This window comes from Acinetobacter sp. CIP 102129, from assembly GCF_000368305.1.
In the GTDB taxonomy this organism is placed as follows: Bacteria; Pseudomonadota; Gammaproteobacteria; order Pseudomonadales; family Moraxellaceae; genus Acinetobacter; species Acinetobacter parvus.
The window spans coordinates 64,538-82,356 of the sequence record NZ_KB849333.1 but is presented as its reverse complement, the minus strand read 5'-3'; the positions used below and the strand labels follow the sequence as shown (position 1 = coordinate 82,356).

16 protein-coding genes, 4 pseudogenes and 1 other annotated feature are annotated in these 17,819 nt (G+C 40.0%); of the genes and pseudogenes, 10 read left to right on the top strand and 10 right to left on the bottom strand.

The features are described 5' to 3' along the window. On the top strand, positions 1 to 93 hold a 93-nt coding region (locus F973_RS15630; protein WP_416201888.1), incomplete at its 5' end, for a hypothetical protein. Positions 94 to 163: 70 nt separating this feature from the next. Here F973_RS15630 and F973_RS00850 read toward each other — a convergent pair. Further along, the gene (locus F973_RS00850; protein WP_034432054.1) at positions 164 to 1,096 is read right to left on the bottom strand and encodes an IS5-like element ISAba12 family transposase; all 933 of its coding nucleotides are present in this window, start codon (positions 1,094 to 1,096) and stop codon (positions 164 to 166) included. A 70-nt stretch (positions 1,097 to 1,166) separates the two neighbouring features. On the opposite strand from F973_RS00850, the pseudogene F973_RS15580 reads away from it, so the two are divergent. Then, positions 1,167 to 1,280: pseudogene (locus tag F973_RS15580) on the top strand (TetR family transcriptional regulator); the annotation flags it as partial. A gap of 76 nt (positions 1,281 to 1,356) precedes the next feature. Here F973_RS15580 and F973_RS00845 read toward each other — a convergent pair. From F973_RS00845 to F973_RS00840, 4 genes and pseudogenes are all read right to left on the bottom strand, one after another. Continuing rightward, on the bottom strand, positions 1,357 to 1,971 hold the full coding sequence (locus F973_RS00845; protein ID WP_004758781.1) for a thiol:disulfide interchange protein DsbA/DsbL: 615 nt from the start codon (positions 1,969 to 1,971) through the stop codon (positions 1,357 to 1,359). A gap of 170 nt (positions 1,972 to 2,141) precedes the next feature. After that, positions 2,142 to 2,281 (bottom strand): annotated as a pseudogene (locus F973_RS15575) (cation transporter); the annotation flags it as partial. 87 nt (positions 2,282 to 2,368) lie between these two features. Beyond that, positions 2,369 to 2,485, bottom strand: a pseudogene (locus F973_RS15625) (hypothetical protein); the annotation flags it as partial. A gap of 697 nt (positions 2,486 to 3,182) precedes the next feature. Continuing rightward, positions 3,183 to 3,887 (bottom strand): IS6-like element IS1006 family transposase, encoded by a 705-nt coding sequence (locus F973_RS00840; RefSeq protein WP_004758780.1) that lies wholly within the window; start codon positions 3,885 to 3,887, stop codon positions 3,183 to 3,185. A 606-nt stretch (positions 3,888 to 4,493) separates the two neighbouring features. On the opposite strand from F973_RS00840, the gene F973_RS00835 reads away from it, so the two are divergent. Both F973_RS00835 and F973_RS00830 read left to right on the top strand, forming a co-directional pair. Further along, positions 4,494 to 6,113 carry an oleate hydratase gene (locus tag F973_RS00835; protein WP_004726755.1) on the top strand — a complete coding sequence of 540 codons (1,620 nt, stop codon included), beginning with the start codon at positions 4,494 to 4,496 and terminating at the stop codon, positions 6,111 to 6,113. Positions 6,114 to 6,380: 267 nt separating this feature from the next. Then, positions 6,381 to 7,439: a 2,3-butanediol dehydrogenase gene (locus tag F973_RS00830; RefSeq protein ID WP_004281883.1), complete on the top strand. Its 1,059-nt coding sequence runs from the start codon at positions 6,381 to 6,383 to the stop codon at positions 7,437 to 7,439. Positions 7,440 to 7,609: 170 nt separating this feature from the next. Here F973_RS00830 and F973_RS00825 read toward each other — a convergent pair whose 3' ends face one another. Both F973_RS00825 and F973_RS00820 read right to left on the bottom strand, forming a co-directional pair. After that, the gene (locus tag F973_RS00825) at positions 7,610 to 8,314 is read right to left on the bottom strand and encodes an IS6-like element IS1008 family transposase (RefSeq protein WP_004758777.1); all 705 of its coding nucleotides are present in this window, start codon (positions 8,312 to 8,314) and stop codon (positions 7,610 to 7,612) included. 63 nt (positions 8,315 to 8,377) lie between these two features. After that, the gene (locus F973_RS00820) at positions 8,378 to 9,658 is read right to left on the bottom strand and encodes a cation efflux transmembrane domain-containing protein (protein WP_004758774.1); all 1,281 of its coding nucleotides are present in this window, start codon (positions 9,656 to 9,658) and stop codon (positions 8,378 to 8,380) included. 89 nt (positions 9,659 to 9,747) lie between these two features. On the opposite strand from F973_RS00820, the gene cadR reads away from it, so the two are divergent. From cadR to epmA, 5 genes are all read left to right on the top strand, one after another. Next, positions 9,748 to 10,140: a Cd(II)/Pb(II)-responsive transcriptional regulator gene (gene cadR, locus F973_RS00815; RefSeq protein WP_004758773.1), complete on the top strand. Its 393-nt coding sequence runs from the start codon at positions 9,748 to 9,750 to the stop codon at positions 10,138 to 10,140. Positions 10,141 to 10,233: 93 nt separating this feature from the next. Continuing rightward, a complete protein-coding gene (locus F973_RS00810) occupies positions 10,234 to 10,884 on the top strand; it encodes an IS6 family transposase (RefSeq protein WP_004681434.1) in 651 nt (216 codons plus the stop codon). A gap of 47 nt (positions 10,885 to 10,931) precedes the next feature. After that, a protein-coding gene (locus tag F973_RS00800; RefSeq protein WP_155756443.1) for an IS3 family transposase occupies positions 10,932 to 12,151 on the top strand; the annotation gives its coding sequence in 2 pieces (ribosomal slippage) (positions 10,932 to 11,208 and positions 11,208 to 12,151; 1,221 coding nt in all). Next, positions 11,207 to 11,323: a sequence feature (AL1L pseudoknot), on the top strand. Its footprint overlaps the gene before it by 117 nt. Before the next feature lie 115 nt (positions 12,152 to 12,266). Next, on the top strand, positions 12,267 to 13,334 hold the full coding sequence (locus F973_RS00795; protein WP_004758767.1) for a 4-phosphoerythronate dehydrogenase: 1,068 nt from the start codon (positions 12,267 to 12,269) through the stop codon (positions 13,332 to 13,334). Between the two features lie 8 nt (positions 13,335 to 13,342). Next, the gene (gene epmA / locus F973_RS00790; protein WP_004758766.1) at positions 13,343 to 14,314 is read left to right on the top strand and encodes an EF-P lysine aminoacylase EpmA; all 972 of its coding nucleotides are present in this window, start codon (positions 13,343 to 13,345) and stop codon (positions 14,312 to 14,314) included. 20 nt (positions 14,315 to 14,334) lie between these two features. Here epmA and F973_RS00785 read toward each other — a convergent pair. Together F973_RS00785 and F973_RS00780 are read right to left on the bottom strand one after the other, a co-directional pair. Then, positions 14,335 to 15,111, bottom strand: a pseudogene (locus F973_RS00785) (helix-turn-helix transcriptional regulator); the annotation flags it as partial. Between the two features lie 144 nt (positions 15,112 to 15,255). Beyond that, positions 15,256 to 15,873 (bottom strand): rhomboid family intramembrane serine protease, encoded by a 618-nt coding sequence (locus F973_RS00780; RefSeq protein ID WP_004758763.1) that lies wholly within the window; start codon positions 15,871 to 15,873, stop codon positions 15,256 to 15,258. A 153-nt stretch (positions 15,874 to 16,026) separates the two neighbouring features. Between F973_RS00780 and nfuA the strand changes: the two genes are divergently transcribed. Then, complete coding sequence (nfuA, locus tag F973_RS00775) at positions 16,027 to 16,665, top strand: Fe-S biogenesis protein NfuA (protein WP_004758761.1); 639 nt, start codon at positions 16,027 to 16,029, stop codon at positions 16,663 to 16,665. A gap of 137 nt (positions 16,666 to 16,802) precedes the next feature. Here nfuA and F973_RS00770 read toward each other — a convergent pair whose 3' ends face one another. Then, positions 16,803 to 17,813 carry a hypothetical protein gene (locus F973_RS00770; protein WP_034432049.1) on the bottom strand — a complete coding sequence of 337 codons (1,011 nt, stop codon included), beginning with the start codon at positions 17,811 to 17,813 and terminating at the stop codon, positions 16,803 to 16,805. Between the last annotated feature and the right edge of the window lie 6 nt (positions 17,814 to 17,819).

Here is a 17,819-nt window from a genome sequence, read left to right as displayed (position 1 = left end):
TTTGCTGCTGGTGCAATGGCTCTCTCGTCAATATTTGTACTAGGAAATGCTTTACGATTAAAACGTTTTAAAGCCCCCCTTGCAATTATTTAACCATTTTTTATATACATTGGCTTTGTTGCACAAAGATTTGAAATGCAAAGCGCCCCTAATTGAGCCAAATTTAAGGCGTAACTTGGGTAAGTGGTCGACCTAATTCCGTAAATCTGTTAAGGACTGCTACACGTGCATGGATCTCATTCACTTGGCTATCAAAACTCCTTGCACTGAGTTTATCTCCTAATAATTTGATGCAATGCATCTTAGTTTCAACCAAACTTCGCCGATGATAGCCTGACCATTTTTTCCATAGTATCCTACCTAAACGTTTAATTGCTCGAAGTAATTCATTTCGCTCTAGCGAGCTACTCTTTGTATCTTTCCATGGTTTCGCATTTTTTCTAGGTGGAATCACCGCATGCGCTTGCCGATCTGCAATGACCTGACGGCATTGCTTGGTGTCATAAGCTCCATCGGTATAAACAGAGTTAATCTGCTCATCTTGTGGAATCTGATTAAGTAAATCACCAAGCACCTGTGAATCACTGACATTATTGGTTGTAAGCTGAACTGCTCGTATTTGTAGGGTTTTAGCATCTATACCAATATGAAGTTTACGCCATTGGCGACGATATTCAGGTCTATGTTTCTTGCGTTTCCATTCGCCCTCACCTAGAAACTTCATGCCTGTAGAGTCCATGAGTAGATGCAGCCCATCGCTACTTTTTTGGTAGCTGATTACAATATCAATATGCTTTTGTCTTCTACAAAGCGTGGTGTAATCTGGAGCTATCCAATTTAATCCGCAAAGTTTAATCAGACTTTGCACAAAGCCAGTGACCATACGTAAAGACAGACGGAATAAGGATTTAATCATTAAGCAGCATTGGATGACTGCGTCGGAGTAGGTTTGATTTCGCCCTTGTTTACCGATGGACGGAGCATACCATTGCGTAGCAGGATCAAACCAAATGGCAATATTTCCGCGACTCATGAGTGCTCGGTTATATGCGGGCCAATTGGTTGTGCGGTAGATTTTGTGTGCAGGCTTCTTCATTTGAAAATTATATCGCTGAAAAACCCTTTACAGATAGGTTTGTGCAACAAAGCCATCCACGATTCATATTCAATCCCATGACTTTAAAGCGCAAAGCGTGTTGCAGATGCAGCTCTTATTCCGAGGAATTTTACACTGGTATCGCCCGCCGATAGAAACACCAGATCCGGCAGTCAGGACGTAAATAACCATTCCTCCAGTTTAAATAAAAAAACCTGCAGATTCGATGCAGGTTTTTTTTAGAGATAATCAATCGCGTCTTATTTGGCTTTACGCTCTTTCTCGATCAGGTAATTCACCACCTGAATGACTTTGGCATCATTACCCTGCACAATATATTTACCATTCACGGTCACTGCCGGAACACCACTTAACTGATACTGAGCAGCCAGATTTTTGGCTTGGGCAATTTTCGAAGTGATCGGGAAAGATTTATAAGTGCTGTTAAATTTCGCTTCAGGAATACCATAGCGGGTATAGAACTTGGCCAATTGCGCCTGTTCTAAAATTGGACGCTGCTTATCATGAATATCATGGAATAATTGTAAATGTGCTTTTTGACGCACACCCAGGGCTTCTGAAACATAATAAGCACGTGCAGCCTGTTCCCAAAGCGGGTTCATTGCAGCAGGTGTACGTACAAAACGTACATCTTTTGGTAATTTTTTCAACCAGCCCTGCATATGTGGTTCAAGCGCGAAACAGTGACCACAGCCATACCAGAAGAATTCACGTACCTCAATTTTGCCCGGTTTTTCGACTTTGACTGGTTTTGCGACCACCTGATAGTCCTGACCTGCCACAAAATTGGCCATAGCATTGCCTGAAAAGGCCAAAACAGATGCGGCAACAGCTCCTAAAAGGAATTTTTTCATTGGGATTATCGTCCTCTAAATCATTATGCTTAGTGTATGGGTTCACTATAAATCAATTATGCCGGTTCATGCTGCGAACTTTTGTGCTATCAGAACCGCTACATTAAAGTATGCGACTGATTATAAGTCAGTTAATATGGCCATTCGACCGCTATGTGTTTTTAGATAATCACAAAAGTTAAACTTTGAGTAATAAAAACGGTTATAATTTCTACGATTAAAACGTAGTGGTCAAACCTACAGTAAATATTAGCTTCTTACTATTCTCTTCAGTAACAGCCGCGTGGCTCTGAGAATGATCTTCTGACATACAATAGTTTCCTTATTCTATTTACGATTAGTTGAGAGACTTGAGTAAGCCTCAATATTTCTGCTAAAAATTGCTTACTATAATTGGTCAAGAAGCTTTCTTTTCATTTATCCACCGGGACAATATTGGTAATAAAACCAACATAAGAAGGGTTGATGAGATAATTCCTCCAATAACCACATTTGCTAGTGGGCACTTTACTTTTTTCTCCAATTCCAATGCCTCCCTAACTAATTAGAGAGTTTTAAGCATTATTACATGAATCTTTCCAGTACTATTGTTGCAAATATACTAAGTTGCATATTTATTCCTGCCTATGTATAGGAGCATATGTAACCCTAAAGTTTAAAATAGTCTTTTCGGACTATTTAAAAATTTGAAAATGGTAAAGAATAAATTAAAAACAATAAATATATTTATCATTCGATTTAAAAAAATTAATTAATCTTAGTTACACCATACTAAAAATAACTAATTTTTAGTTTTCCTAGTTATATGTGCTTCATTATAATTTTGAATTAATTCTCTTCACACCCTTTGCTTTTTTCATTGTTAATTATTTCTAAATTTTTCTCTAAGAAACGAAGTCCCCCATCAGCAAAACTACTGGTTGAAAAAACTATAGTAAAAATAACTAAAACAATCTTCATATATATATTATTGAATCTAATCATATCTTGGACCAAATAATAATTTCTTCATATACTAATTCCTAGATATATACACCTAAATGACAACCAAATTACAAATTTGTAATTTTGTTAAGGTTTGTCCTAAAAAAATAAATTAATACTATTTTAACAAAGATAAGTCGTTGCTGAAAAATTTGAATTGTAAGGGATTTAATTAGGCACTGTTGCAAATAGAGATTTGAGTCGATGATGTTCCCTTTAAAAAGTACTTAGAGACCGAAAAACCTGTTGATTAGACACACTTCACCTTGAGGCTGACCATAATAAAATGACCATGCTTGTCCTTTACGTAGTGCACGCATGACTTCAATACCTTTAATTGTGGCATAAGCCGTCTTCATAGATTTGAATCCTAATGTGGCCCTGATGATCCGCTTTAGCTTGCCATGATCACATTCAATCACGTTATTTTTATACTTAATCTGCCTGTGCTCAAGGTCTGGTGGACATTTACCTTCCCGTTTTAACCGTGATAAAGCACGTACATATGTGGGTGCTTTATCCGTGTTGATCACTTGTGGAATTTGCCACTTCTTCACATTATTTAAAATTTTTCCAAGAAAACAATATGCTGATTTGGTATTACGTCTAGAAGAAAGATAAAAATCAATGGTATCGCCACGTTGATCGACTGCACGATACAGATAAGACCATCGTCCATTCACTTTTACATAGGTTTCATCAATATGCCACGAGCTCAGATCTGTAGGATTACGCCAATACCAGCGTAAACGTTTTTCTATTTCAGGAGCATAACGTTGAACCCAACGGTAAATATTCGTGTGATCAACATTCACACCCCGTTCGGCCAGCATTTCCTGCAGTTCACGATAGCTAATGCCATATTTACAATACCAGCGCACAGCCCAAAGAATGATTTCGCCCTGAAAATGCCGACCATGGAAAGGATTCATATGCTGCACCTTTAGCTAAAACAGTCTTCAACTTACCATTCGTGGTTATTTGCAACAGTGCCACTTGGGTGGTCTGCCTTTAGCTGGAACATGCTTCTGCAATTGCTCAACCATTTAAATAAAAGGTTGACCATGAGATGCCTGTATATCGCTTAAACTGTGTTTCAGAAAGCTTCTTTGAATCAATGTATTTCATCCGCAGATTATGCACGAATGCTAAGAAAATTAGAGTACAAATATCAATCAAAAAGGTGCTCGTTTTTTGATTTATGAAAGAGAGATCTATTATTCAATTATATCTTTTAATGATCAATAGAAAGCCTAGTTTCAAACACATTCTTCAGACACAAACAAATATGATCAAAATAGAGTGATTACTCTATAAAATAATAAAATCAATTACTTAAATCATATTTTATTTTAAAAAAAATACAAATGTGTATTAAAAATAACCATTACTTACATTTTTTTGATTACAAAATATAATGAGTAAATTGCTTCCCATTTCATACATTTTTCATATATAAAAAGTCATACTATTTTTAAGGTTTTTCTAAATCACATTTTATACTTCATAGTTTTTAACATCATTATTAAAGGTGAACCATGCAAAAGAAGAAGCGCACCCCATTAGACGCACAACAGTCCCATCTTTGGATTATTGGTGGTGGTATCGCAGGTATGGCTGCTGCTGCATTTGCAATCCGTGATGCCAAAGTCCCTGCCAAAAATATCCATATTTTAGAAGAACTCGATATTTCAGGTGGTTCGATGGATGGTGGACATACACCGCATGCCGCGCAAGCTTGGGTAACACGTGGTGGGCGAATGCTGACCGATGAAACTTATTTGTGCCTATGGGACTTATTTTCCAGTATTCCATCTTTGGAAAATCCAGACATTTCGGTGCGTGAAGAATGTCGTGAGTTTAATGAAAAAGTGAAAACCCACGCCAATGCACGGTTGATTGATGCCGAACATGTCATTGCGGATGCAGCAAAGCTTGGTCTGAATACGCTACATCGTGCACAGATGCTGCGCCTATTAGCTTCAAAAGAAGAAAAAATTGGCAGTCGCCGCATTGATGAGTTTTTTGATGAAACCTTTTTTGAAACCAATTTCTGGCGCATGTGGCGCACGACTTTCGCTTTTCAAAAATGGCACAGTGCAGCAGAGTTAAGACGCTATTTCTTGCGTTTTATTCAAGAATTGCCACGCATTCATACCTTAGCGGGTGTGAAACGTACCAAGTACAACCAATATGACTCGATGATTCTGCCCCTACAGCGTTGGTTAGTCGCACAAGGCGTCGATGTGCGTTTTGGACACTATGTCACAGATGCAGACTTCATTACCAATGCTGAAACTCAAGAACGCTACGCTTCACGCCTATATGTACAATTGCCTGAAGGCTCAGAGCAAATTAATCTGAAAGCCAATGATTTAGCTATTTTCACTTTAGGCTCTATTACAGCAGACTCACGTTATGGCGGTAATCATGACGTGCCTGCCCTTATTCGTCATCGAGAAGATCATGGCTGGACGCTTTGGGAAACGCTGGCACAAAAAGCCCCAGACTTTGGCCGTCCAATGACTTTTTATGGCAATGTCGATGAACATAAGTGGGAGTCTTTCACTCTGACCATGAAAGATGACGTGCTACTTAAACGTATTATTGACTATACAGGCAATGAACCAGGCACAGGCGCACTCATGACTTGGTATGAGTCGGGTTGGCATTTATCCATCGTGGTTCCTGCACAGCCACACTTTGCCGACTTACCTGAAGGTTTATATACCTTATGGGGCTACGGTTTCCAAATTGACCATATAGGCGATTACATCAAAAAACCAATGTCCGAAGCCACGGGGCAAGAAATCCTAACAGAACTGATTAAACAGCTCGGTTTTGACGACATTTTAGATCATGTTTTGGCAACGACTGATGTTACTACCGCCATGATGCCATACGCCTCTGCCCTATTCGCCTGCCGTAAACCGGGGGATCGTCCACAGGTAATTCCACAAGGCTCACAAAACTTTGCTTTCCTTGGACAGTTTGTGGAAATTGAAGATGACGTGGTCTTTACTGTGGAATATTCAGTTCGTGGGGCGATGCTTGCCATTTATGAATTTTTTGGGGTGGAACGTGAAATCCCTGAAATTTACAACGGTCTACTTGATCCCAAAGTGGGTTTAAAAGCTTTAGAAACAGTGTTCCACTAAGTTTTTAATATATAGCGATAAGAGCACCTTTATGTCGCCACTATTACATAGTTTAATTTAAGCAACGTTTGGATACACGAGTGTGGCAGGGATGCCACACGTTATCCATCATAATAGGGATGTTATGTATGGGTAACAAAGGCTTTTGCTTTCTTTTGGCTTATCAAAAGTAAGGGTATTGCCTACACAAACACCTTTTATACTTTATTGAAAGTTGAGGCCGTGTACGCACTGGTTTACCGTTAACATCAATATAAGGAATATAAAATGAAAGCAGCTCGTTTTTATGACCGAGGGGATATTCGAATTGAAGATATCCCTGAACCGAAAGTACTTCCAGGCACAGTTGGAATTCAAGTTGCGTGGTGTGGTATTTGCGGTACAGATTTACATGAATTCATGGAAGGTCCTATTTTTATTCCACCTTGTGGTCACCCACACCCAATTTCGGGAGAATCTGCACCTGTAACAATGGGACATGAATTTTCAGGCGTGGTTTATGCAGTTGGAGAGGGTGTAGATGATATCCAAATTGGGCAACATGTCGTAGTTGAACCCTACATCATTGCTGACGATGTGCCGACTGGCCCCAATGATAAGTATCATTTATCAAAAAATATGAACTTTATTGGTTTAGGCGGACGCGGTGGTGGTCTTTCTGAAAAAATTGCAGTTCAGCGGCGTTGGGTACATCCTATTTCAAATGATATTCCTTTAGACCAAGCAGCATTGATAGAACCTTTATCTGTCGGTCATCATGCCTATGTCAGAAGTGGCGCAAAAGCTGGCGATATCGCACTGGTTGGTGGAGCAGGCCCAATAGGCTTACTTTTATCTGCTATTTTAAAGGCTAAAGGTCTCACGGTCATCATTACTGAACTGAGTGCAAAACGTAAAGAAAAAGCGATAGAAGCGGGTGTTGCCGATTATGTACTAGACCCATCTAAGGTTGATGTAGTTGCTGAGGTAATGAAAATTACAGAAGACCGCGGTGTAGATGTCGCTTTTGAATGTAGTAGTGTCAATAAAGTCATGGATACACTCGTTGCAGCAATGAAACCAACTGGTGTAGTCGTTATCGTTTCTATTTGGAGCCATCCTGCCACAATTAATGTGCATAGTGTGGTGATGAAAGAGCTAGATATTCGTGGCACGATTGCTTATGTAAATGATCATCAGGAAACTATCCGTTTGGTTGAGCAAGGTAAGATTAATCTAGAACCTTTTATTACCCAACGGATTGCATTAGATGATCTTGTTTCTAAAGGCTTTGAAACATTGATTCATAATAATGAGTCTGCTGTAAAAATTATTGTTCATCCGTAGTAACGCCTAATTTGAACGACTAATTTGAATAAACTAGAAATAAACTCTATGTAGCTATTTCTAATATCTTTATAGATAGGGAATGAGTCTGTACGTACAGATTCATTCTCAAATTTACGGCACTGTTGCAAATAGAGATTTGAGTCGATGATGTTCCCTTTAAAAAGTGCTTAGAGACCGAAAACCCTGTTGATTAGACACACTTCACCCTGAGGCTGACCATAATAAAATGACGATGCTTGTCCTTTACGTAGTGCACGCATGACTTCAATACCTTTAATTGTGGCATAAGCCGTCTTCATAGATTTGAATCCTAATGTGGCCCTGATGATTCGCTTTAACTTACCATGATCACATTCAATCACGTTATTTTTATACTTAATCTGCCTGTGCTCAATATCTACTGGACATTTTCCTTCTCGCTTTAATCGTGATAAAGCATGGCCATAGGTCGCTGCTTTATCTGTATTGATGACCCGTGGAATTTGCCATTTTTTCACCGTATTGAAGATCTTTCCTAGAAAACTATAGGCTGATTTACTGTTCCGTCTAGCGGAAAGGTAAAAGTCAATCGTATGACCCCGTTGATCAACTGCACGATACAGGTAAGTCCATCGCCCCTTCACTTTGATATAAGTCTCATCCATATGCCACGAGCTCAGATCTGTAGGATTACGCCAATACCAGCGTAAACGTTTTTCTATTTCAGGAGCATAACGTTGAACCCAACGGTAAATAGTCGTGTGATCAACATTCACACCCCGTTCGGCCAGCATTTCCTGCAGTTCACGATAGCTAATGCCATATTTACAATACCAGCGCACAGCCCAAAGAATGATTTCGCCCTGAAAATGCCGACCATGGAAAGGATTCATATGCTGCACCTTTAGCTAAAACAGTCTTCAGCTTACCATTCGTGGTTATTTGCAACAGTGCCCTTACTTCAAAGCCAAAATTTTTCGGGCACCATTAAGTACGAATAAAGAAACCAGTATGCCAATGATTAAGTCTGGATAAGCTGATCCCGTCCACGCCACGAGTACACCGGCAAATATAACGCCCATATTTACGACAACGTCATTCGCCGAGAAAATCCAACTGGCTTTCATATGTGCGCCATCTTCTCGATGACCAGAAATAAGATATAAGCATGTCACGTTAGCTATAAGTGCGAGCAGGCCAATAACAATCATGAGCGTTGATTCTGGCTCGCTTCCAAACATGAATCGTCTAATGACATCAACAATCACGATAACAGCAAGTAATAACTGAATCCAACCTGCGAAATGGGCTGCTTTTATTTGATATTTCGCAGCTTTTCCGACGGCATATAGCGCAATACCATAAACGGCTGCATCGGCAAACATATCTAGAGAATCAGCAATCAATCCTGTAGACGCAGCAATAATTCCGCTGATGAATTCTATAAAGAACAGTAGAGCATTAATGCCTAATAACAGTTTAAGTACTTTAGCTTGTCTCACAGGATCAGGTTCATTAGGTATATCGCCTGTAGAAAGCTGTGTTTCATCAAGTTTCGCCCCAAAACCCAGTCCTTCGAGTTTAGCCGTAATTTGCTGAATCCCTTCATTATGGAAGACTTTCAGTTTTCGATTGGGAAGATCAAAAGTAAGACCTTTAACTGCTTCAATATCTGCAAGAGCCATACGGACCATTTGCTCTTCAGCAGAGCAATCCATTTTAGGAATGGTATAGGTACTTGTTTGCTTAGCCTGTTGATTGCTTATATAAGTTTCAGTCTTCACAAGCTTTGCACCAAAACCCAAAGCTTCAAGTTTGGTAGTTATATTTTCATCTTTTTGATTATGTAGAACCTTTAAAGACCGGTTAGGTAAATCAAAGATGAGTTTTTGAACACCATCAATTGAAGATAGCGCCATACGAATCATCTGTTCTTCCGCAGAACAATCCATTTTGGGAACTAAGTATTCACTCATGTAGTGCGAATCTTTTAAAACGTTTTCAGTGCTTAAATTTTCTTTGGGATCAGAACCACAACAGGATTGAGCGGTATCTTCACAACTGTTTGAAGTGTTACAGCAAGGAGATGAAGATTTTTTTTCTTCCTCTTCACCACAACAGCTAAGCGTATTATCACAATTCTTTGAATTGTTTGCTTCTGCAATTGATGGATGATTTTCTTGTTGAGATTTCTTATCTTCGCATGGTGTTTCTTTACTACGTCCACAGCCACTCATAATTATACCCATTAAAAAAATTATAAACTTTGAATATTAGAATCCCTATAGTTACTATAGAGTCAAGAATCTTTGGAAATACTAACTCAATGCATTTAAAAATTGGTGAACTCTCTAAAAAAACCTCATGTTCAGTATTAACAATTAGGTTTTATGAAAAGGAAGGTTTAATTCCGGAACCGGAAAGAACGGAAGGAAATTACCGCCTTTACGATGTAGGCTATGTTGAGCGAATTAAATTTATTTTGAATTGCCGAACTTTAAATATAAGTTTGAATGAAATTCGTCAATTACTTACCTATAAAGACAAACCTGAGAAAAATTGTTCAGATGTGAATGAATTAATTGACTTACATGTCAGTGCTATCAGAGAAAATATAATCAAGCAACAAAAGCTTATTGAACAATTATCTGATTTAAGAGGTACTTGTGATGGTTTATGTACAATTGACCAATGTGGAGTTTTAAAAAATCTAGCTTGATTATCTAGACCTATGCTTTTTTCAAAAAATCGGCACTGTTGCAAATAACCACGAATGGTAAGCTGAAGACTGTTTTAGCTAAAGGTGCAGCATATGAATCCTTTCCATGGTCGGCATTTTCAGGGCGAAATCATTCTTTGGGCTGTGCGCTGGTATTGTAAATATGGCATTAGCTATCGTGAACTGCAGGAAATGCTGGCCGAACGGGGTGTGAATGTTGATCACACGAATATTTACCGTTGGGTTCAACGTTATGCTCCTGAAATAGAAAAACGTTTACGCTGGTATTGGCGTAATCCTACAGATCTGAGCTCGTGGCATATTGATGAAACCTATGTAAAAGTGAATGGACGATGGTCTTATCTGTATCGTGCAGTCGATCAACGTGGCGATACCATTGATTTTTATCTTTCTTCTAGACGTAATACCAAATCAGCATATTGTTTTCTTGGAAAAATTTTAAATAATGTGAAGAAGTGGCAAATTCCACAAGTGATCAACACGGATAAAGCACCCACATATGGACGTGCTTTATCACGGTTAAAACGGGAAGGTAAATGTCCACCAGACCTTGAGCACAGGCAGATTAAGTATAAAAATAACGTGATTGAATGTGATCATGGCAAGCTAAAGCGGATCATCAGGGCCACATTAGGATTCAAATCTATGAAGACGGCTTATGCCACAATTAAAGGTATTGAAGTCATGCGTGCACTACGTAAAGGACAAGCATCGTCATTTTGAACCGTACCGGGTTTGTCGGAGACCATTTTTCTTGAGAGAATGTCCCAATGACAAAACCAAAATATACTCCTGAAATCAGAGACAGAGCGGTTCAATTATTGATTGAATCCGAAAAAGATTATCCTTCTACTTGGGCTGCAATCACAGCAATTGCACCTAAAATTGGTTGTACCCCTGAAACACTACGTTCCTGGCATCAAAAATATTTGGATCAACAAAATCCAGTTAAAGTACAGCAGCTTTCAGATCAAGAACGTATTAAACAGCTCGAACGTGAAAATAAAGAGCTGCAACGTGCCAATGAAATTCTACGCAAAGCAGCCGCTTTTTTCGCCCAGGCGGAGCTCGACCGCCCACACAAATAATGATGGATTTTATCCATAATAATAAAGAGCCGTACGGAGTCGAGGCGATTTGTAGAATTTTACCTATCGCACCTTCAACTTATTACCGGACTTTAGATCTTGTAGAAAATCCAGAACATCGAGCGAAACGAGATCTACATGATCAACATCATGCTGAACAAATTAAACGAATTTGGAAGGAAAGTTCAGGTCGGTATGGTGTACGTAAAGTCTGGCAAAAACTGAAACGTGAAGGTTATGTTATCGCACGCTGTACTGTTGCTCGATTGATGCAGAAGCTAGGTATACAAGGTGTTTGGCGTGGTAAGAATAAACAAACCACCCGTAGCCGAGATGATCAAAAACGAGCAGATGACTTAGTAAAACGCAATTTTAATGCAGATCATCCTGACCAGCTGTGGGTCGCTGACTTCACGTATATTCAAACTCATTCAGGCTGGGTCTATACCGCCTTTATTATTGATGTGTTCTCGCGAGCAATTGTTGGATGGAAAGTATCAACACGTATGAATACAGATATGGTGCTCGATGCACTGGAGCAAGCATTGCATGATCGAGGCATGCCAAAGAACGTGATTCATCATAGTGACAGAGGCGTGCAATATCTTTCCATTCGTTATACCAATCGTTTAGAAGCAGCAAATTTACGAGCATCAGTCGGTACGACCGGTGATTCATACGATAATGCTTTGGCTGAAACGGTGAATGGCTTATACAAAACAGAGGTGATTGAATATTTAAAAGCGGATTGGCAAGGTTTAGCGGATGTACAACTTGCGACACTAAACTGGGTAGATTGGTTCAATAAAGAGCGTGTACACAGTGCACTGGGTTATGTATCACCTTTTGAGTTTGAAGCAATGTACTATGATAAGATTAACCCGTTAGGTGAGGTGGCCTAACTTAAATAAAAAAGTCTCCGACAAACCCGGTACGGTTCCTTTTTTATATATATGAATTGTCAATGAACAGTACTCCAAGGATAATAAGCACAGATTAATTTATGGAAAGCACTGCATGAAAATTATCGCAGATGAAAATTTGGCATTTACCGATTATTTCTTTGCGGAATTTGCAGAAATACAGCATCAGGCAGGGCGTGCACTGACACATGCGAATGTACAGGATGCCGATGCACTTTTGGTTCGATCCGTGACAAAGGTCAACCATGATTTAATTGATCAAACTCAGATTAAATTTGTGGGTAGTGCCACCATTGGCACAGACCATCTCGATATTCCAGCTTTAGAACAACAGAATATTGCATGGAGCAATGCGGCAGGTTGTAATGCGCAGGCAGTTGCTGAATATGTCATTACCGCCTTACTGCATCTAAATATGGATTTATTGGAAAAAAATAAGGCGTTTACTTTAGCGATTGTTGGCTTGGGTAATGTTGGAAAACGGCTGGCAGTGATGGCGCAGTTATTGGGCTGGAATGTAATTGGCTATGACCCTTATGTGCAACTCGCTGGCATTGAAAATGTATCCTTTCAGGAGCTGTTAAAACAGGCTGATGCCATCTCGATTCATGTGCCTCTAACCACATCTGGTGATTATCCAACACTGCATTTATTTGATGAAGCTGCACTGGCTGAAATGAAACCTTCGGCTATTTTAATCAATAGCGCACGTGGTCCAGTGATTCAACAATCAGCACTGATGGCAGATATTGAAAAGACCAAACGTCAGGTTGTGCTGGATGTGTTTGAGTTTGAACCTGAAATTCCTCAAGAGCTTTTAGAAAGATTGGCTTTGGCAACGCCACATATCGCGGGCTATAGTCTGGAGGGTAAGGCAAGAGGCACACAGATGATCTATGAGGCCTTTTGTCATACATTTGGCTATCAACCATCAAAAAATTTTGAGAGTCAGTTGCCAACTGTTGAACAATATTTCGGGCAGCAGGATTTAAAAGCCTCATTAAAGCAACATTTGGTCCAGATTTATAATATTGCTGAGGATGATCAGCAGCTTCGTGCCTGTGTTCAGGCAGCTAAGGTAGAGCAGAAAGCTTTTGATTTACTCCGTAAAAACTATCCTTTGCGTCGTGAATGGGCTGCACATGGAGGGCCAAAGGCGTGAGTCAAGCGATGAAAACCTATCAACCGACCTGTTCCATTGAAGCCTTAAAAGCTCGTGCGGAGATGTACCAGAAAATTCGCCAGTTTTTTGCCCAGCGCAATGTGTTGGAGGTAGAAACGCCCATCTTGTCTCAGGCAGGTGTAACCGATGTTCATTTGGCTTCCGTACAGGTGCAGCGTCATATACATGGAAAATTAAATACTCAATATTTGCAGACCTCGCCAGAATTTCCTATGAAACGTTTGCTGGCCAGTGGCAGTGGGCCGATCTACCAAATCTGTAAAGTTTTCCGTGATGATGAGCATGGACGTAAACACAATAGTGAATTTACCATGCTGGAATGGTATCGGCCTGGACTGGACTTAAAGGCGTTGATGCATGAAACCGCAGACTTGCTGGAAACTTGTTTGGCACATCGTTTTGGTGAAATTCGTCCCATGATTCTAAGCTATAAACATGCTTTTCAGGATCGTCTGGATATTAATCCCTTGCAGGCAACACTGAAGCAACTCAAAGACACAGCTCATCGGGTTGGACTTAACCTTGATCTGGGAGATGACCGCTTGGCTTATATGGATCTGTTGTTTTCCCATTTTGTTGAGCCGAGTCTGGGCTTTGATGCGCCAGTTTTCTTAACTGATTTTCCACCTGAAATGGCATCGCTGGCAAAAGTCAAACAGGATGAGGATGGGGAACTGGTCGCAGCGCGTTTCGAGGTTTATATTGAGGGGCTTGAACTGGCCAATGCCTATGATGAACTTCTGGATGCGGATGTGCTGGCTTCCCGTTTCGAAGCGGATAATAAAGAACGTGCCCAACAGGGGTTGCCAGTGATGCCAACAGATCAGCATTTACTGGCAGCCTTGCCGAATATGCCTGAATGTTCAGGGATTGCGCTAGGTATAGACCGTTTATTGATGGTGGTAATGAATCAGGTCAAGATTGATCAGGTCATTGCGTTTCCAGCTGAAATTGCTTAGTTGTGAATGATCAAACACCTTTATGAGAATTGCATAAGTAGTTGAATCAGCTCACCTTGTCGGTGGGTTCTGGTTTTCTTAAAAATGGATTGCAGATGTTTCTTAACAGTATCTGCCTGAATCTCATATGAAATTCCAATTTCCTTGATGGTTTTACCCTCAAGTAGCTGTTCGCAAATTTTATGCTCAACAGAGGTAAACATAAAAAGTTGGGTACAGATTTCCTTTTGATATTTTGGCTTGTGTTTGAGGCCTGAAAAAGTTGCCAGTAAAACTGGGCGTAATTCAAAAATCTTATGGGTTTTTTCTGGGCTAAGTAAATCCAGGGTCAGGAATAAATAGTGATCGAGCATCATGATCTTGGTTCGTTCCGCATAGGCCAGGTCATGGCTGTTTTTATAGTTGCATTCGAGTTCCATTAATTTATGGTTAAACACCATTTGCTTATCTTCATGGCTAAATGTGAAACGGCGTTGTCTGGTTTGAATATGCTGATTGTTTGCCAGTAAATGTTTGGCCTCTGGATTCATCTCCAGAATATCGCCGTTTAAGTTAATGATTGCAATGGGCTGCTTCATCTTTTGAATCAATTGTGATCCCAGCAGGGTCATGGTGGAATATTCAAAATGATGGCGATATTGCTGCATCTTTTGCTGCAACAGGGGCAAGATTTCATAAACTGGCGGGAGTTCGGCACAGCCGAGGGGGCCACGACTGAAACTGGTGAGCAATGAGAGAATCACACATACTTTATGATCATAAATTACCTGAATTGCCGAGCAAAAGCGTAGATCTAATTAAAATGAATAAAGTATATTTTATATGAGTTTTGACTAAATAAAATCAGGTTCCGAGGGAATTGTGATTTTTTATGCAATTATCTGACGAAATGAGATGTGATGGATAAAAGCCCCAAACATGGGGCCAGTCCTGAATATTTATTAAAATGGTAATTTGGTGAGCTGATTGAGAAAATGTGGAATCACCCGTGGTTCCAGCAGAATGGTGACCACCACGCCATATGCCGCTCCCCAGAGATGGGCGCTATGATTAATATTGCTGTTACCTCGTTTACCCGACCAGATGCTGTAAGCAACATATAAAACTGCAAAGATAATGGCAGGCACAGGAATAAAAAAGACAAAAATCAGGTTCCAGGGCTGAAATAAAATATAGGCGAACAAGACCGCTGAAACCGCGCCAGAAGCCCCTAAACTTGCCCAGTGTACATCATGACGGTGCTTTAGGTAGCTGGGTAGAATAGCAAAGACCAGTCCACCCAGATAAAACAGTACAAAGCCCATATCATAAAAGAATTGGCGATAAAAGCTTTCAATAATATTGCCAAAGAAAAACAGCGTGATCATGTTGAACAGTAAATGTGCCCCATCGGCATGGATAAAACCATGGGTGATGAAACGGTCATATTGTCCACGCTGCATAGCGGGTGGCCAAAAAATCAGGCGGTTCATGACGGCCTGATTGGAAAATGCCAACAGGGAAATTGCAATGGTAATAATGATGAGTGTCACAGTGTGACTAAAGGGTAGATGTAACATAAAAATTTTAGATTGATCAGTGTCTAGGCAATAATGCCATTAAAAAGTGAATAAACAATCATCTGGCATATAATTCCTACAAAAATGGTTGATTTTTTTTAAATCCCCTCCATCTTCGGTTAATATAACGACATCAGCTTGAGGATTATTGTTATGTCGACTGAGAACACCAACACTGCTGTCGCAGAAGAAATTCCAAACCTTTTGATTACTCCCTCTGCACAAGAGTATTTAAGTGATTTATTAACAAAGCAAAATACTCCAGGAATTGGCGTTCGAGTTTTTGTAGAACATCCAGGTACACCACGCGCCGAATGTTGTATGGCCTATAGTGCACCTGAAGAAGTGGTGCCAACTGACTATAAGCAGGATTATCCAGACTTTCCAGCTTATATCGATGCGCCATCTATCCCATATTTGCTTGATGCCGTGATTGACTACAACAAAGACCGTTTTGGTGGACAATTAACTTTCCGTGCACCTAACTCGAAAGTACCTCGTGTAGGGCCAGATGCATCAATTGAAGAACGAATCATTTATGTGCTGCAATCTGAGATTAATCCTGGATTGGAAGGGCATGGCGGTAACTGTAGCCTGGTTGAAGTACAGAACGATCCTGAGCATGGTTTAACTGCTGTGTTGAAATTTGGTGGTGGTTGTCAGGGCTGTTCAGCTATTGATGTGACGTTGAAGCAGGGTGTGGAAACCACTTTGAAGCAGCACGTTCCTGAGTTACAGCGTGTGGTTGACCAAACCGACCATACTCAGGCTGAGGGTGCATATTTCAAGTAATAAAGCTGGAAATACCCTCTATTGAGAAAGCCCTTGCGAGGGCTTTTTTTAATGTCGAAAAAATCCGATATTTTTCCCAGATGGATAACAAACTGAGGTGCTCCCACATCACGCAATATGGAGGCGCTCACCGCGCATTATGCGCCTTGTTTTGTCAGAATTTCAGAAACCTGTTCTGAATAATAAAATTTTTCTAAATAGGTGTGGGCACGTTGTCTTAAATAACCTGTTTGAATCACTTGCTGTAACACAGGTGTCAGTAAATCACTCAATTCATTTTCAATCAGGGTTTCATCAATATTCAGATCGCGGAGTAATAAATCAAATGTGCGTTCCTGATTACGTGCATACCATGCATAGGTCCCATCATGAACCTGCTGTTTTAAATAATCTGTTTGACGGATATGATCCCATATTTCATGCCCCATTCCCACAGTTTGGGGTAGGTCTTGTACCTCAATATAGTTGCGTAATACTGATAAGGGCATAACCTTAATTTTATGCCAGATGTTGGCCTGGAAATGGTACAGTTTGTCATCGTTAAAGTGCTGGTTTAACACCCGTTCGCTCATTTGACTGATCTTTAATATATTCTTTTGTAAATAGTGTCCAATGGTGTCATTCAGGTTGGAATCAGTCACTGTTTCGAGAACCGATTTTCCCATTTTCATAAAATGTCCAACACCAGGTACACGTTTAGACATGACTGAATTATCTAAATAATCCTGAATGGAATGTTGAATCAGTTGGGTAATCAGGGCAGAAAAAGCAGGATTATCGACAATGGTTTTAATCAGGCGCTGGCGATGGTCACTTTTACCTGCAACATATTGTGCAATTAAGTCAATGGTTAAAACAGGAATTACATCTTCGATATTGGTTTGATCATTGCGTGGATGAATCAGGGCAAAGCGGATATGTTCTGCAATTTGTTCAATCAGAAATGAACTGGCAGGTGTGTTCAGGATTTGTTTCTCAATCAGCTTAAAGATTTGTTCAAATGACCAGATATGTTGGAGTTGCTGTAAGCGCAACCAATGATAGAACTGTTTAAACTCATGTTGAATGGTTTCGGCTTGTGTAAACTGTTGATCCAGAAAATCAAGTTGTGCGTCAATCAGTTGTTCTATCATTGGATGTTTAGGCATAGGATT

Coding starts and splice junctions, on each gene's coding strand:
- F973_RS00830 (WP_004281883.1), top strand. CDS start 6,381: ATGAAAGCAGCTCGTTTTTATGACCGAGGGGATATTCGAATTGAAGAT.
- F973_RS00770 (WP_034432049.1), bottom strand. CDS start 17,813: ATGCCTAAACATCCAATGATAGAACAACTGATTGACGCACAACTTGAT.
- F973_RS00835 (WP_004726755.1), top strand. CDS start 4,494: ATGCAAAAGAAGAAGCGCACCCCATTAGACGCACAACAGTCCCATCTT.
- F973_RS00850 (WP_034432054.1), bottom strand. CDS start 1,096: ATGAAGAAGCCTGCACACAAAATCTACCGCACAACCAATTGGCCCGCA.
- nfuA (WP_004758761.1), top strand. CDS start 16,027: ATGTCGACTGAGAACACCAACACTGCTGTCGCAGAAGAAATTCCAAAC.
- F973_RS00845 (WP_004758781.1), bottom strand. CDS start 1,971: ATGAAAAAATTCCTTTTAGGAGCTGTTGCCGCATCTGTTTTGGCCTTT.
- F973_RS00820 (WP_004758774.1), bottom strand. CDS start 9,658: ATGAGTGGCTGTGGACGTAGTAAAGAAACACCATGCGAAGATAAGAAA.
- F973_RS00810 (WP_004681434.1), top strand. CDS start 10,234: ATGAATCCTTTCCATGGTCGGCATTTTCAGGGCGAAATCATTCTTTGG.
- F973_RS00825 (WP_004758777.1), bottom strand. CDS start 8,314: ATGAATCCTTTCCATGGTCGGCATTTTCAGGGCGAAATCATTCTTTGG.
- epmA (WP_004758766.1), top strand. CDS start 13,343: ATGAAAACCTATCAACCGACCTGTTCCATTGAAGCCTTAAAAGCTCGT.
- cadR (WP_004758773.1), top strand. CDS start 9,748: ATGCATTTAAAAATTGGTGAACTCTCTAAAAAAACCTCATGTTCAGTA.
- F973_RS00780 (WP_004758763.1), bottom strand. CDS start 15,873: ATGTTACATCTACCCTTTAGTCACACTGTGACACTCATCATTATTACC.
- F973_RS00795 (WP_004758767.1), top strand. CDS start 12,267: ATGAAAATTATCGCAGATGAAAATTTGGCATTTACCGATTATTTCTTT.
- F973_RS00840 (WP_004758780.1), bottom strand. CDS start 3,887: ATGAATCCTTTCCATGGTCGGCATTTTCAGGGCGAAATCATTCTTTGG.